This window comes from Roseburia sp. (assembly GCF_041325975.1).
In the GTDB taxonomy this organism is placed as follows: domain Bacteria; phylum Bacillota; class Clostridia; order Lachnospirales; family Lachnospiraceae; genus Roseburia; species Roseburia rectibacter.
Genome location: NZ_JBGLEJ010000004.1, coordinates 280666 through 295069, shown reverse-complemented (window position 1 = coordinate 295069; position 14404 = coordinate 280666). Strand labels below are relative to the sequence as shown.

The 14404-nt window shown below is 43.3% G+C and carries 11 protein-coding genes; 10 read left to right on the top strand and 1 reads right to left on the bottom strand.

The genetic code is table 11. From position 1 onward, the window contains the following. Positions 1-123 precede the first annotated feature (123 nt). The 4 genes from ACDD58_RS04700 to ACDD58_RS04685 are packed head-to-tail and all read left to right on the top strand — an operon-like array spanning position 124 to position 6601. A complete protein-coding gene (locus ACDD58_RS04700; protein WP_370776107.1) occupies positions 124-1869 on the top strand; it encodes a beta-galactosidase family protein in 1746 nt (581 codons plus the stop codon). A 44-nt stretch (positions 1870-1913) separates the two neighbouring features. Then, entirely contained in the window at positions 1914-2822 is a 909-nt protein-coding gene (locus tag ACDD58_RS04695; RefSeq protein ID WP_370776105.1) for a glycoside hydrolase family 43 protein, read from the top strand. A 1-nt stretch (position 2823) separates the two neighbouring features. After that, positions 2824-4626 (top strand): beta-glucuronidase, encoded by a 1803-nt coding sequence (gene uidA / locus ACDD58_RS04690; protein WP_370776103.1) that lies wholly within the window; start codon positions 2824-2826, stop codon positions 4624-4626. 43 nt (positions 4627-4669) lie between these two features. Further along, the gene (locus ACDD58_RS04685; protein ID WP_370776101.1) at positions 4670-6601 is read left to right on the top strand and encodes a glycoside hydrolase family 127 protein; all 1932 of its coding nucleotides are present in this window, start codon (positions 4670-4672) and stop codon (positions 6599-6601) included. A 47-nt stretch (positions 6602-6648) separates the two neighbouring features. Here the strand turns inward: ACDD58_RS04685 and ACDD58_RS04680 are convergent, their stop codons facing one another. After that, on the bottom strand, positions 6649-7962 hold the full coding sequence (locus tag ACDD58_RS04680) for a glycoside hydrolase family 27 protein (RefSeq protein WP_370776098.1): 1314 nt from the start codon (positions 7960-7962) through the stop codon (positions 6649-6651). Positions 7963-8098: 136 nt separating this feature from the next. Here ACDD58_RS04680 and ACDD58_RS04675 point away from each other — a divergent pair, with 136 nt between their 5' ends. From ACDD58_RS04675 to ACDD58_RS04650, 6 genes are all read left to right on the top strand, one after another. Further along, positions 8099-8674: a hypothetical protein gene (locus tag ACDD58_RS04675; protein ID WP_370776096.1), complete on the top strand. Its 576-nt coding sequence runs from the start codon at positions 8099-8101 to the stop codon at positions 8672-8674. 72 nt (positions 8675-8746) lie between these two features. Beyond that, entirely contained in the window at positions 8747-9445 is a 699-nt protein-coding gene (locus ACDD58_RS04670) for a response regulator transcription factor (protein WP_117919796.1), read from the top strand. Beyond that, on the top strand, positions 9445-10968 hold the full coding sequence (locus ACDD58_RS04665) for a sensor histidine kinase (protein WP_370777453.1): 1524 nt from the start codon (positions 9445-9447) through the stop codon (positions 10966-10968). The genes ACDD58_RS04670 and ACDD58_RS04665 overlap by 1 nt, the downstream gene beginning before the upstream one ends. Positions 10969-11041: 73 nt before the next feature. Then, positions 11042-11767, top strand: coding sequence for a DUF4352 domain-containing protein (locus tag ACDD58_RS04660; protein WP_118209614.1), 726 nt, complete (start codon positions 11042-11044; stop codon positions 11765-11767). 94 nt (positions 11768-11861) lie between these two features. After that, complete coding sequence (locus ACDD58_RS04655; RefSeq protein WP_117919790.1) at positions 11862-12770, top strand: chemotaxis protein; 909 nt, start codon at positions 11862-11864, stop codon at positions 12768-12770. A 73-nt stretch (positions 12771-12843) separates the two neighbouring features. Beyond that, complete coding sequence (locus ACDD58_RS04650; protein ID WP_118209615.1) at positions 12844-14403, top strand: hypothetical protein; 1560 nt, start codon at positions 12844-12846, stop codon at positions 14401-14403. Position 14404 lies beyond the last annotated feature (1 nt).

Here is a 14404-nt window from a genome sequence, read left to right as displayed (position 1 = left end):
TAAAGGCATGATGTGCCGCTATTGAACAGAAGGTGTTGATTCTAAGAAATAGGGGATCAACACCTTTTGTTATAGGAAGGAACTGATACAAAAGGAACATTTTGGAAAAAGAGGAGAGATGACATGGGAAATTTTGAGATCAAAGACAATTTTTATCTGGATGGAAAACCGTTTCAGATCATATCGGGCGCAATTCATTATTTCAGAATCGTTCCGGAGTACTGGAAGGACAGACTTGAAAAATTAAAGGCAATGGGATGCAATACGGTGGAGACGTATATCCCGTGGAACATGCATGAACCGAAAAAAGGGGAATTCCACTTTGAGGGCATGCTTGACATAGAACGTTTTATAAAAACTGCGCAGGATTTAGGGTTATATGTGATCTTAAGACCGTCGCCGTACATTTGTGCGGAGTGGGAATTTGGCGGACTGCCGGCATGGCTGTTAGCGGAAGATGGAATGAAACTGCGCGTTTCCTATCCGCCGTTTTTAAAACATGTGCAGGATTACTATGATGTATTATTGAAAAAAATCGTGCCGTATCAGATCAATTACGGCGGACCGGTCATTTTGATGCAGGTCGAAAATGAATACGGATATTATGCAAACGACAGGGAATATCTGCTTGCAATGAAAGATAAAATGCAAAAAGGCGGTGTCGTTGTCCCGCTTGTCACCTCGGACGGACCGTTTGAAGAAAACTTAAACGGAGGTCATTTAGAAGGCGCGCTGCCGACCGGAAATTTTGGATCTAAGACAGAGGAGCGTTTTGAAGTCCTGAAAAAATATACGGACGGCGGGCCATTAATGTGCACGGAGTTCTGGGTAGGCTGGTTCGATCACTGGGGAAATGGCGGTCATATGACAGGCAATCTGGAGGAGAGCGTCAAGGACCTCGACAAAATGTTAGAACTCGGTCATGTCAATATTTATATGTTTGAGGGCGGTACGAATTTTGGATTTATGAATGGCTCGAACTACTATGATGAGCTGACCCCGGATGTGACATCGTATGACTATGATGCGCTATTGACGGAAGATGGACAGATCACGGAAAAATACCGCAGATACCGCGACGTCATTGCAAAATACAGAGAGATACCGGAAGTCACATTTACGACTGAGATCAAAAGGAAGGCATATGGAACACTGCAGGCAAAAGAAAAGGTAAGCCTGTTTTCGGTGCTGGATGACCTCAGTGCTCCGGTGGAGAGCAGTTTTCCGCAGAGCATGGAAAAACTGGGGCAGAATTACGGCTATATTTTATATCATTCCACATTAGATACGGAGGAGAAACTCGAAAAACTCCGCCTGTGGGAGGCAAACGACCGTGCCAATATTTTTGTGGATCAAAAACCGGTCACAACACTTTATGATTTAGAACTTTTAAAAGAAAAAGAGCTGGATGTCACGTTTGAAAGGGGAGCAGATTTTGATATCCTGATGGAAAATATGGGGCGTGTCAATTTCGGACCGCGCATGGAACACCAGAGAAAAGGCATTGGTCAGTGTGTGCAGGTCAACGGACATATGCACAACCACTGGAAACAGTACACGCTGCCGCTCGACAATATCGAAAAAGTTGACTTTTCCAAAGAATACAAAGAAGGGCTGCCGGGATTTTACCGTTTTACGGTGGATATCGACGAGACAGCAGACACATTCCTGGATTTTGAGGGATGGGGAAAGGGCTGTGTCTTTGTAAACGGATTTAATATCGGAAGATTCTGGGAGATCGGACCGCAGAAAAGACTCTATATCCCGGCACCACTGCTGAAAAAGGGGGAAAACGAGATCATCGTATTTGAGACGGAGGGAAAGACCCGCGATACGATCGTGTTGAAGGATGAGCCGGATATTGGCTGAGTGTCCACGAAAATAAAAACCAAGTAATATGAATGGAGCAGGGTATGGCAGGATATTTATTTGTACACTTTACCGGGGAACAGAAGGACGGCGAGCAGATCTATTTTTCCGTGAGCCGGGACGGACTGCACTGGACGGATCTAAACGATGGAAAACCGGTACTGTATTCGCATATCGGCGAGTGCGGCGTGCGCGATCCGTTTCCGGTAAAAAATCCGCTGAATGGACGTTATTATCTGATCGCAACCGATCTTCGAATCGAAAAGGGTGAGGGCTGGCAGGCAGCGCAGGAGTGCGGCAGCAGGGATATCATCATCTGGGAATCAGAAGACCTTGTGCACTGGGAAAAGGAGCGCGCCCATACAGTCGGCATCCGTGAGGCTGGCTGTGTCTGGGCGCCGGAGGCTGTGTTTGACGAGGAAGAACAGGCATTTTTAGTCTTTTTTGCATCCAAAGTAAAATGTGATGGGGAAGAGACTGCAAAACACCGCATCTATGCCGCTTATACAAAGGATTTTGTCACATTTTCGGATACATTTTTGTATATGGAACGTGAACGGGATGTGATCGATACCACGATTTTAAGGAGTAACGGAAAATATTACCGGATCTCAAAGGATGAGACCGACAGCAGGCTGATTTTAGAGGAGTCAGACAGTCTCCGCGGGGATTTTAAGCGGATCTCCTGCCCGGTTTTTGAAAAATTAAAAGGCGTGGAAGGCCCGGAGGGCTATCTTTTGCCGGAGGGCAGGAGCTGGTGTGTGATCGCAGACCAGTTTGCCGAGGGAAAAGGGTATCTGCCGATGATCACGGAAGATCTGTCATCGGGTGATTTCACGATTTTGGAAAAAGAAAAATATGATCTTGGCAGGACGAAAAAAAGACACGGCGGGGTGTTGGAATTAAGTGACGCAGAGTATGAGAGATTAATTAAGGCAGAAATGGAGGGGTAACATGTTATATCCACAGGAAAATAAGATTCGTGGGATCATTGATTTAAACGGAGTGTGGGATTTTGCACTTGGGACAACGGAGGAGCCGAAAGATTCGGTAACACTTCCAGATAAGATGGAGCCAATCGCAGTTCCGGCATCTTACAATGATCAGAAAGATGATATTGCTTACCGGAATCATTACGGTTATGCGTATTACCGGAGAAATATTACAGTGCCTTCTTATTACAAGGGACAGAGACTGGTGCTTCGCTTTGACGCAGTAACACATTTTGCAAAAATTTATCTGAATGGGGTATTGCTCACACAGCATAAAGGAGGATTTCTTCCATTTGAAGTGGATATCACTGACAAATTATGTGCAGGGGAGAGTGCAGAACTGGTCGTTGCTGTGGATAACCGCATTAATCACAGCACACTTCCGGTTGGAAATGAGGAGGGAACCTCATTTATGGGAGCAGACAATGCAGGAGTGCCGGGAGTTGAAGCTGCAAAACGCTGGAGAAAACCACAGAATCTTCCTAATTTTGATTTCTTTAATTATGCAGGGATCAACCGTCCGGTCCGAATTTATACGACACCGAAGGCGTATATCAAAGATGTAACGCTTGTGACAGATATCCGTGGAACAGATGGCATTGTGAATTATCAGGTTAAGACTTCAGATACAGATGGACAGGAAGTTGTACTGCAGATCTTAGATGCCAATGGAAATGAAGTGGCACAGGCAAAAGGCACTTCCGGGGAGATCGTGATACCGGATGCAAAACTGTGGGAGCCATATCCGGGAACACCGTATCTGTATACGGCAGCAGTCACGTTCGGTGATGATTATTATGAGGAGCCGTTTGGCGTGCGTACGGTGCGCGTGGAGGGGACTTCGTTTCTGATCAATGGAAAACCGTTTTATTTCAAAGGGTTTGGAAAACATGAGGATTCGGCATTTCATGGACGGGGTATGGATGTCTGTCTGGATGTTAAAGATGTCAATTTGATTCACTGGCTGCATGCAAATTCTTTCCGTACCAGCCATTATCCATATGCGGAAGAAATGTACCGCCTGTGCGACCGTGAAGGAATCGTGATCATCGACGAGGTTCCGGCAGTCGGGATCGGTGCCGGAGCAGGAATCAATCCTTATGAGACATTTCCTATCCGTGAACACCATGAACAGGTCATTAAGGACATGATCGCGCGTGACAAAAACCATCCATGCGTTGTCATGTGGTCACTTGGAAATGAACCGGATACGGAGAATTTTCCGGAGTCAGCATACGAGTATTGGCATTCACTCTATGAGCTGGCACATGAGACAGACCCTTCTGACCGTCCAGTTACTTTAGTCTGCTGTCAGAACAACTATGAAAAAGATATTGTCACAAGAAGCATGGATGTCGTCTGCATTAACCGTTACTATGGATGGTACAACCTGTCCGGAGATCTTGACGCTGCCTGCTATGGATTAAATCTTGAACTCGACTTCTGGGAATCCCAGAATAAACCGGTCATGATCACCGAGTACGGCGCTGATGCCGTAGCCGGTATCCATGAGTGTGTGCCCGAGATGTTCTCGGAGGAATTTCAGGTGGAATTTTATAAGAGACAAAATGCACAGTTCGATAAGAGGAAGTTCTTTATCGGGGAGCATGTCTGGAACTTTGCGGACTTTGCGACCGTGCAGGGATGCATGAGAGTTGATGGTAATAAAAAGGGACTGTTTACGAGAGAGCGCAGACCGAAAATGGCGGCGCATTACTTTAAAGAGAGATGGGGAGAGATACCTAATTTTGAGTATAAGGGTTAGGTGGTAAAGCACAAAGCGGGAGCCACAAACTAAAGGAGAAATCATGTCAAAAAATATTCGTGAAATCAACATCAACCAGATAAAAATCCACGACCCATTCTGGTCTGCCATGCAGCACCGCATGACAGACACCGTCATTCCATTTCAGGAGAAAGTATTAAATGATGAAGTGCCGGGAGTGGAAAAAAGCCATGCCATTGAAAACTTTCGTATTGCCGCAGGTTTAAGCGAAGGAGAATTTTACGGTATGGTCTTTCAGGACAGTGACGTCGCAAAATGGTTAGAGGGTGTCGCCTATTCGCTTGCGGTAAAGCCGGACAATGAGTTGGAAGCGCGTGCGGATGAGATCATTGACGTCATCGAAAAGGCACAGCAGCCGGATGGCTATCTTGATACCTTTTTTATTGTAAAAGAACCGGAACACCGCTGGCAGAATTTGCAGGAGTGCCATGAACTGTACTGTGCCGGACATATGATGGAGGCTGGTGTCGCATACTATCAGACAACCGGAAAAGAAAAACTGCTTCATGTGGTGGAGCGTCTTGCTGACCATATCATTTCCAGATTTGGAGAGGACAAAGAGCCGGGAATACCGGGACATCAGGAAGTGGAGATCGGACTGATGAAACTATACCGTGCAACCGGAAAAGAAAAATACAAAAAGATGGCACGGTATTTTCTGGAAGAACGAGGAAAAAATCCGGATTATTTTTATGAGGAAAAGAAAAAAAGAGGCTGGCAGCATTGGGGACAGTATAGCTTAGAACCGTTAGATCAGAGATACACGCAGACGCACGCTACGATTTATGAGCAGAAAGAGGCAGTCGGACACAGTGTCCGTGCTGTTTATATGTATACGGCAATGGCTGACCTTGCCGGGGAAGATAAAGATGAGAGACTTTATGAGGCATGCCAGACTTTATGGGATAATATCGTAAAGAAAAGAATGTATATCACCGGCGGCATCGGTTCTACGGTTGAAGGCGAGGCTTTTACGATTGATTATGACCTGCCAAACGATATGGCATATGCGGAGACCTGCGCGTCGATAGGAATGATCTTTTTTGCAAAGAGAATGTTGGAAATAAAACCCCTTGGAATTTATGCCGATATCATGGAACGGGAATTTTACAATGGAACCATCAGCGGTATCCAGTTGGATGGAAAACAGTTTTTCTATGTGAATCCGCTTGAGGTAAATCCGGGAACATCCGGCACGATCTTTGGTTATAAACATGTATTGCCGACCCGTCCGGGCTGGTATGCATGTGCATGCTGTCCGCCGAACCTGGTACGTCTTGTAACTTCACTGGGAACTTATGCATGGAGTGAGAGTGAAACGACGCTCTATTCACATCTGTTTCTGGGACAGACCGCGGATTTTGATAAAGCGGTGATTACGGTAGAAAGCAGTTATCCGTGGGAAGGAAAGGTATCCTATCAGGTAAAAGCAAAAAAAGAAAAGGCGTTTGAACTTGCAATTCATATCCCATCCCATATTCGTCCGGACACACTTGCTGTGACAGTAAACGGAGAAAAAACAGATGACATGTCTTTTGTGAAAGATGGTTATCTTTATCTGAAGAGAAACTGGGGAGAAAATGATGTGGTTGCACTTACATTTGATCTTCCGGTACGAAAAATTTATGCAAATACGAATGTGCGTGAAGATGAGGGCTGTGTCGCGTTGATGAGGGGACCGGTCGTTTACTGCTTTGAAGGTGCAGACAATGGTGAGTGCATTCAGGCACTTCGTATACCAAGAGAGATCAAAGCTGAGACGGAACTTTGCAAAGAAGGTGTATTAGCGGGAAATGTGCTGATCCATCTGCCGGGATACCGGATGGAGAGCAGTGATGCGCTTTACTCCGAGGAACGCCCAAAGCGGACAGACGTAATGCTGACCGCAATTCCTTATTATGCATGGGCGAACCGGGGAGAAAATCAGATGCGCGTCTGGATGCCGGAAGAATAAATCTTTTGGCTTATCAGAGACTTATTTTACAGCATCAAAGACAAAGATCAGTTTTCTACACGAAATACCAGACATCCGTGTGCTGGCGGGGTGACAGAGATCGCACTGCCGGATACGGATGTTTTTTCTTTGCTCCAGAGTTCTGTCAGACTGGCATTTTCATGGATGCATAATTCATCACCGACACGGAGAGTTTCAATCTCACAATGGATTGTCTGTGTTTCATCTGAGAGATTAAAGAAAGCAATAAAATGTTCGCCTGTAACTGCATTATGTGCGCACCAGATGGCTTTTTCATCGTCAAGACATATCTGATGAGGTTTACAGTCCGGTGTCAGCATGGAAAGTATATCGCGGTTGGTCAAAAGTGCAAGCGTGGCATCGTCTAATTTTGTCAGTTCACAGCCAAGCATTAAAGGAGAGCCGAAAAGACACCAGAGTGTTAACATGGTATGCTGTTCATCCGGTGTAAAATTAGTGTACCATTCGTGTCCGAAGCCTTTTCCAAGCCAGCCGAGCGGCAGCATGTCACAGTCCGGATAGCATCCCTTTGAAACATGGTTCTGCCAGAGTTCACAGCGATGGAACATATCTTTTAACAGATCCCATTTATCCCAGAAATCATCAGTGATACGCCACATGTTTGCGTAAGTTTCATAATGCCATGCATGTTCGATCAGTGCAGGACCCGGAGACAGGGATAAAACGATAGGTCTTCCACAGCGTGTGATCGCCTTATGCAGCATTTCTATCTCGTGGCGTGCAGAATATGGGTTTGCCGGATAAATATTGGTGTTGCAGATATCATCACATTTGATAAAATCGACACCCCAGGAAGCGTAAAGTTCCATCAGGGAATTATAGTAAGCCTGTCCTGCCGCTGTGTCACGTACTCCATACATATCCGGGTTCCATCCGCAGATGGAGGAAGGATTGGCAACCATATCAGCAGTCACATTGCTGCCTTTGATCTTACTGTGATTATGTGCGGCAGTTCTGGGAATTCCTCGCATGATGTGGATTCCCAACTTTAAACCGAGACTGTGGATATAGTCTGCAAGATGGGTAAATCCGGTGCCGTCAGCGGAAGATGGAAATCGATCCGGATCAGGCTGTAATCTGGAAAATTCGTCCATTGCAACGTCGGCAAACGGAATGTACTGGAACTGATCACGCATGGAACCGGCACCGATCGCATACCATTCGATGTCGACAACGATATATTCCCAACCGAAATCTTTTAAATGTGCAGCCATATAGTCTGCATTTGCTTTTACGGCATCTTCTGTTACCGTAGTGTCATAGTAATCATAGCTGTTCCACCCCATAGGCGGCAGCGGTGCAAAATTATTTTTGTTCATAAATACCCTCCAAAAGTGATCTCATAAGCCGATTATACTATATAGAAATTACAATACAATAACGCATTGCATTTCTTTTCACATTTTTTTATAATGATGATGGTATCAAATTAGTCAGATAATAAGAGGAATGATCATGTCCAATAAGAAAACAGTAAAAATAAATGGTTTTGTATTTACAGATGAAGCGGAAGCAGAGCAGGCAAAAAAGGAAGCGCAGGGAATCCATTATGTGGAAGAACGTGCAGATATGCATCATCCGGAAACAGTACTTGAAATCTACACTAAAATGGTAAAGCAGGAATTGTTTGAAACAGCGGTTGGATATACCTATTTAAAAGAACTTCAGGAATACCTGATCCAGAATCCTGCAATCAATAATGCGGATATCCTTCCAATCTATGTGACACATCCGATGTTAGAGGAGAGTCTCAAAAAGAAATTAAGGATTTCTGCAAAACATCAGTCAGATGAAAAGAAAAAACAGGGAAAAGCAGATGGGTACCGCAAAAAGTATGAGATTACATTATTTATATCTGTGATTCTTGCAATCAGTATAATCGGCATGTTTATCATTGCATCGACGAGTGACAACCCTACAATTTTAAATTATGAGAATAAACTGATCGATAAATATGCGGAATGGGAGCAGGAACTTGATGAGCGGGAAGCTGCCTTGAATGAACGTGAACAGATGGTGGAAGAACCATAGAAGTTATCACATTTATTTCATAATTATCTGTTAAATTGTAATGTGAAAAATGGCAGGAATGGAGCATTAAGTATGGAAAAGATAAAGATATTGGTTGTGGATGATGAGAGCAGAATGAGAAAGCTGGTCCGTGACTTTTTAGTCAGGGAAGATTATGAGGTATTAGAGGCAGGAGACGGTGAGGCAGCACTGGATATTTTTTATCAGGAAAAAAATATTGCACTGATCATATTGGATGTGATGATGCCAAAAATGAATGGCTGGGACGTATGCAGGGAAATCAGGGAAACGTCAAAAGTGCCGATCATCATGCTGACAGCAAAGGGTGATGAAGAGGACGAGCTCACCGGATTTGAACTTGGTGTTGATGAATATATCTCGAAACCGTTTTCTCCGAAGATTCTTGTCGCACGTGTCGGTGCGATCTTAAGAAGAAGTGGAAAAGCACCTGAGGAGGGAAAACTTCTTTCCATCGGAGGAATCGTGATCGATCAGACAGCACATACGGTCACAGTGGATGGAAAACAGATTGAACTGAGTTTCAAGGAATTTGAACTGCTTACTTATTTTATGGAAAATGAGGGCATTGCACTCTCCAGAGAGAAAATTCTCAATCATGTCTGGAATTACGATTACTTTGGAGATGCAAGAACCATCGATACACACGTTAAAAAACTGCGTGCCAAGATCGGAGAAAAAGGTGACTATATCAAAACCATCTGGGGTATGGGGTACAAATTTGAAGCAGAAGAAAACGGCAGTGATAAATGATGAAAAAATTGATGAAAGATCGGAAAAGAAAATATTTTGGTTCACTGACACATCAGTTGATACTGATCAGTATCTGTCTGGTTACAGGAACACTTCTTTTATGCTGGTTTATTAATACCGTTTTTTTGGAGCCGTATTATGTGGTCAATAAACAAAATACACTGCTGTCCGGATTTGAGACGATCAATGAAGCGAGTGAGAACGGATCACTAGATGACAGCTCTTTTGATGTGACATTTGATAATCTCTGTGCAAATGGAAATATCACTGTCATGATCATAAGCTCTGACCGGACCATTGTACGGTCGTCCGTGAATGATACACAGAAAATGATGTTGGAATTTATGAACATTATTTTTGGGGAGAAGCAGAATGAAGTGACGGTATTGATGCAGTCTGACAATTATATTATACAGAAACAGACAGATGCCAGATTGGATTCAGAGTATCTGGTGCTTTACGGGACACTTTCCAATGGGAATCTGATCCTGATGCGGACAGCACTTGAGAGTATCCGTGAGAGTGTCAGTCTCTCTAATACATTTTTAGCATGGGTAGGTGTCATTGCTGCGATCATCAGTGCGGTCGTCATTGTTTTCGTTTCGAGAGGCATAACAACGCCGCTTTTACGTCTGACGGATATATCGAAGCGGATGACGGAACTTGATTTTGAAGCAAAATATCAGCCTGGGAGCAGATATCACAATGAAGTGGACGAGCTTGGCGAATACATGAATGTCATGTCAACTACGTTAGAGCACACGATTTCTGAACTAAAGAGTGCAAACAATCAATTACAGATTGATATCGATAAAAAAACACAGATCGATGAAATGCGGAAAGAATTTTTATCAAATGTTTCACACGAGTTAAAAACACCGCTTGCACTGATACAGGGATACGCAGAAGGACTGAAAGAATGTATTAATGATGATGCGGAGAGCAGGGACTTTTATTGTGAAGTCATCATGGACGAAGCAGACAAGATGAATAAAATGGTCAAAAAACTGCTGACTTTAAACCAGCTTGAATTTGGTAATGAGGTCATTACCATGGAAAGGTTTGATCTGACGGAACTGATACAGGGAGTGATCAATGCGTCTGCGATCCTTTTAAATCAGAATGAGATCACATTAAACTTTTCGCAGCAGGAACCGTTATTTGCCTGGGCGGATGAATTTAAGGTGGAAGAAGTAGTGACCAACTATTTAAGCAATGCGATTCATCATGCAGAGGGTGAAAAAAGAATTGATATCCGCTGTGTAAAGAAAGATGATAAAGTCCGCGTCAGTGTTTTCAACACCGGAAAGCCGATACCGGAAGAAGATGTGGATAATATCTGGATCAAATTTTATAAGGTGGATAAAGCAAGAACCAGAGAATACGGCGGCAGCGGTATAGGTCTTTCTATTGTTCAGGCGATCATGGATTCATTCCATCAGAAGTGTGGTGTGATCAATCACGAAGACGGAGTAGAATTCTGGTTTGAATTAGAGACAAATAATGGAAATTTTTTCAGTTGATAAATGATACCAAAAATGCTAACATATGGATAGAGTATATTCTATTATTTACAGATATCATGAGAGGAATACCATGAAAAGAACAGGAATGAGATTAACGGCAGTGGCAGCAGTAACAACATTGCTGCTTGGAGGATGTGGAGAACAGCCATACAGTTTAACAGAAGATGAAGAAGGCGTGATTGTGGATTATTCGGCACACGCTGTGGCGAAGTTTAATACGAGCCAGCCGGAAGGTCTTGCAAATGTGAGTCATGATGAGCAGGAGACGGAATCTACGGATGAACCACAGGAGACAGAAACAGAGAACAGAATTACACTGGATGCATCCGGTAATGCGTCTGCAGGTGAACAGATTGCAGAAGATGGAACAGAGCAGGCTGCAGCAGAGTCTTCCACTCTTGATGAACTGTTTGGCGAAGAAAACCTGACCATAGCATATGCCGGAGCCGAGATTGCGGCGGATTATATGGAAGGCGGATACTATTCGCTGGATGCAGAGAAAGGAAAAGTATTTGTTATTGTCAGTATTGATATTACAAATTCCGGAACAGATGAAATAGCGATCGACAATTTTGCAAAGACACCGAAGTTTTCTGTCATGGTCAATGGTCAGGAAAAAGCAGATGAGGAAAATACCATACTTCCATCTGATTTTGCATTGTATCAGGAAACAATTCCGGCTGGTGCGACAGAAAATACCGTGTTGCTGTTTCAGGTACCGGACAGTGTGACAAGTATTGAAAGTCTGGATCTGTATGTAAATATCAGTGAAACAAATTATCAAATTACTTTGTAATGATATTAGTAATGTGTTATAATGACATTAATATTTATGCAATGGCAAAAGCAATGAATTGCGTAGCAAATGATACGCGGGAGGAGAGACAGGAATGGATACAAATATACTTTTAGAGTCAGGAACGAATGAGCTGGAAGTCCTGGAATTTACATTAGGAAATAATCATTATGGAATCAATGTTGCAAAGATCAGAGAGATATTGACGTATCAGCCGGTAACACCGGTACCAAATTCTCATCCAAGTGTGGAAGGTATTTTCATGCCACGTGATACAATGATTACCGTTGTTAATCTGAAAAGATGTCTGGGGATGGCAGAGAGTGGAGATGGCAAGGGACTTTTTATCATCACAAACTTCAACAAATTAAATATTGCGTTTCATGTAGATGCTGTAATTGGCATTCACCGTGTATCATGGGAGTCTATTATCAAGCCGGATTCGACGATCAATACAGAGGATAACAGTGCATCCACAGGAGTGATCAAGATGGATGACAAGCTGATCATCATCCTTGACTTTGAGAAAATCGTATCTGATATCAGTCCGGAGACAGGTCTTAAGGTATCAGATGTTGATAATATGGCAAGCCGTGAGCGCTGTGATTCACCGATCCTGATCGCTGAGGATTCGCCACTTCTTAGCCGTCTGATCACAGACTGTCTGAAGAAGGCAGGATACACCAATCTGATCGTGACAATGAATGGCCAGGAGGCATGGGATAAGCTGACCGAATTTGAAAAGGCGGGTAATGTACGTGATAAGGTTCATTGTATTATCACTGATATCGAGATGCCGATGATGGATGGACACAGACTGACCAAACTTGTTAAGACGAACGATAATATGAAGAAGATACCGCTTATTATTTTCTCATCTTTAGTTAATGAAGAAATGAGAATTAAAGGTAAACAGTTAGGGGCAGATGCCCAGTTGACAAAACCTGAAATCGGCAATCTTGTAGAGGCTATTGATAATTTAATTGATAAAAGCATTGATTAGGTTGAAGCGAAGAAGGGGATGTGATATATTGTCACATCCCCAAATTAAGTTATAGGCTTGACGGAGGTGTCGGATGAGCGGGACAGAGGATTATCTGGATGGACTGTTAAATTCCTTATCAGAAAAAGATATGGATGCAGAGAAAGAAACCGGGAGTAAAACGATGCGGACAGAGGATGATATTATGAATGAGATGGAAAATGATTTACTTTCCAAAGAGGCGGAAGATAATTTTTTAGAACAATTTGAAAAGGAATTGGCAAATGAGAAGTCTGCACCAGAAGCGGAAACAAAAGATGATTTCTTTAACAGTTTAGATCAGATTGTAGATGGAACAGGTCAGAATAATAAAGAAGATGATTTCATGATGGATACGCTTGGAGATATTCCAGGAATTGATGATATCATGAAAAAGGAAGAACCTGCACAGACATCAGAACCGCAGACGGATGAAAAAGAAGAAAGCGGGCAGCAGGAGAATACGAAAGCACCGGAGAATCTAGGCGGACTGGGTGATCTAGACGGACTTGGAGATTTTGGAATATCGGATGATATATCGGAGGAAAGCGCTGACGTGACAGAAGGTGCACAGATGACGGATTACACAGACAAAGGCGAAAGTGATGCTTTAGGCATGGAGGATGCAGCCAGTGATGGACTAGACGATTTTGGAGATCTTGGTGAAGCGGATATATTTGGAGATGATGGAGCAGGAGAAAGTGAAAATACTTCGGACAGCATGTCAGATGTCATGCCAAATGACAGGGAAGACAAGCCGAAAAAAGAAAGTTTCCTGAAAAAATTATCACGTATTCTTTTTGGGGAAGATGATGAGGATGAGGAAGGTGATCCTGCATCGTCCGGAAAAGAAGTGATAACAGAAGAAAATGCAGGCGACATTGATCTGTCAGATCCGAATATGCAGATATTACAGGAACTTGGAGATATTCCAGGTATATCGGACGCGCCGAAGGAAGAAGAAAAATCAGATCCGGAAGAAGATAAAAAGAAGAAAAAAGAAAAAAAGAAAAAAGAGAAGAAGCCAAAGAAAGAGAAGAAACCGAAAAAGCCAAAGAAAGAAAAGAAACCGAAGCCACCAAAGGAGCCGGATCTGACACCTCCACTCCCGAAGGTACCGGTAATTCTGATCTTTGTGATGGTATTTTCATTCCTTGTTCTTGTAGTATTAGCAACTAATTTAGTGGGTTATTCCAGCAGTTTTTCAAATGCGGAAGATGCATATGCAAAGGGCAATTATGAGCAGGCATTTCAGGATGTATCTGGTCTTGAGGTAAAGGAGAAAGATCAGGATACATACAGAAAATACCGTATTCTTGCATACACGGCAGGGCAGTACAGAGCATATCAGAATCTGATGAATCAGAAAATTTATGATATGGCGTTAGATTCGCTGATCAGTACGATCGGAAGATGTGATGAATACAGCAGTGATGCCAAAGAACTTGGATGTGACAGAGAGATTTCAGACATACAGGCAAAAGCAGAGGAGGCATTGGAAGCATTTAAGATCGATGCCCAAAGAGCACTTGAAGTGTATGGCATGAAAGACCGGACTGCATATTCAAAAGAGATTTACCGGATACTGGATGATGCAGGACTTAGTGAGGAATAAA

What these genes read in the sequence shown, in the direction of transcription:
- ACDD58_RS04700 (WP_370776107.1), top strand. Translation starts at nt 124, where the DNA reads ATGGGAAATTTTGAGATCAAAGACAATTTTTATCTGGATGGAAAACCG.
- ACDD58_RS04695 (WP_370776105.1), top strand. Translation starts at nt 1,914, where the DNA reads ATGGCAGGATATTTATTTGTACACTTTACCGGGGAACAGAAGGACGGC.
- uidA (WP_370776103.1), top strand. Translation starts at nt 2,824, where the DNA reads ATGTTATATCCACAGGAAAATAAGATTCGTGGGATCATTGATTTAAAC.
- ACDD58_RS04685 (WP_370776101.1), top strand. Translation starts at nt 4,670, where the DNA reads ATGTCAAAAAATATTCGTGAAATCAACATCAACCAGATAAAAATCCAC.
- ACDD58_RS04680 (WP_370776098.1), bottom strand. Translation starts at nt 7,962, where the DNA reads ATGAACAAAAATAATTTTGCACCGCTGCCGCCTATGGGGTGGAACAGC.
- ACDD58_RS04675 (WP_370776096.1), top strand. Translation starts at nt 8,099, where the DNA reads ATGTCCAATAAGAAAACAGTAAAAATAAATGGTTTTGTATTTACAGAT.
- ACDD58_RS04670 (WP_117919796.1), top strand. Translation starts at nt 8,747, where the DNA reads ATGGAAAAGATAAAGATATTGGTTGTGGATGATGAGAGCAGAATGAGA.
- ACDD58_RS04665 (WP_370777453.1), top strand. Translation starts at nt 9,445, where the DNA reads ATGAAAAAATTGATGAAAGATCGGAAAAGAAAATATTTTGGTTCACTG.
- ACDD58_RS04660 (WP_118209614.1), top strand. Translation starts at nt 11,042, where the DNA reads ATGAAAAGAACAGGAATGAGATTAACGGCAGTGGCAGCAGTAACAACA.
- ACDD58_RS04655 (WP_117919790.1), top strand. Translation starts at nt 11,862, where the DNA reads ATGGATACAAATATACTTTTAGAGTCAGGAACGAATGAGCTGGAAGTC.
- ACDD58_RS04650 (WP_118209615.1), top strand. Translation starts at nt 12,844, where the DNA reads ATGAGCGGGACAGAGGATTATCTGGATGGACTGTTAAATTCCTTATCA.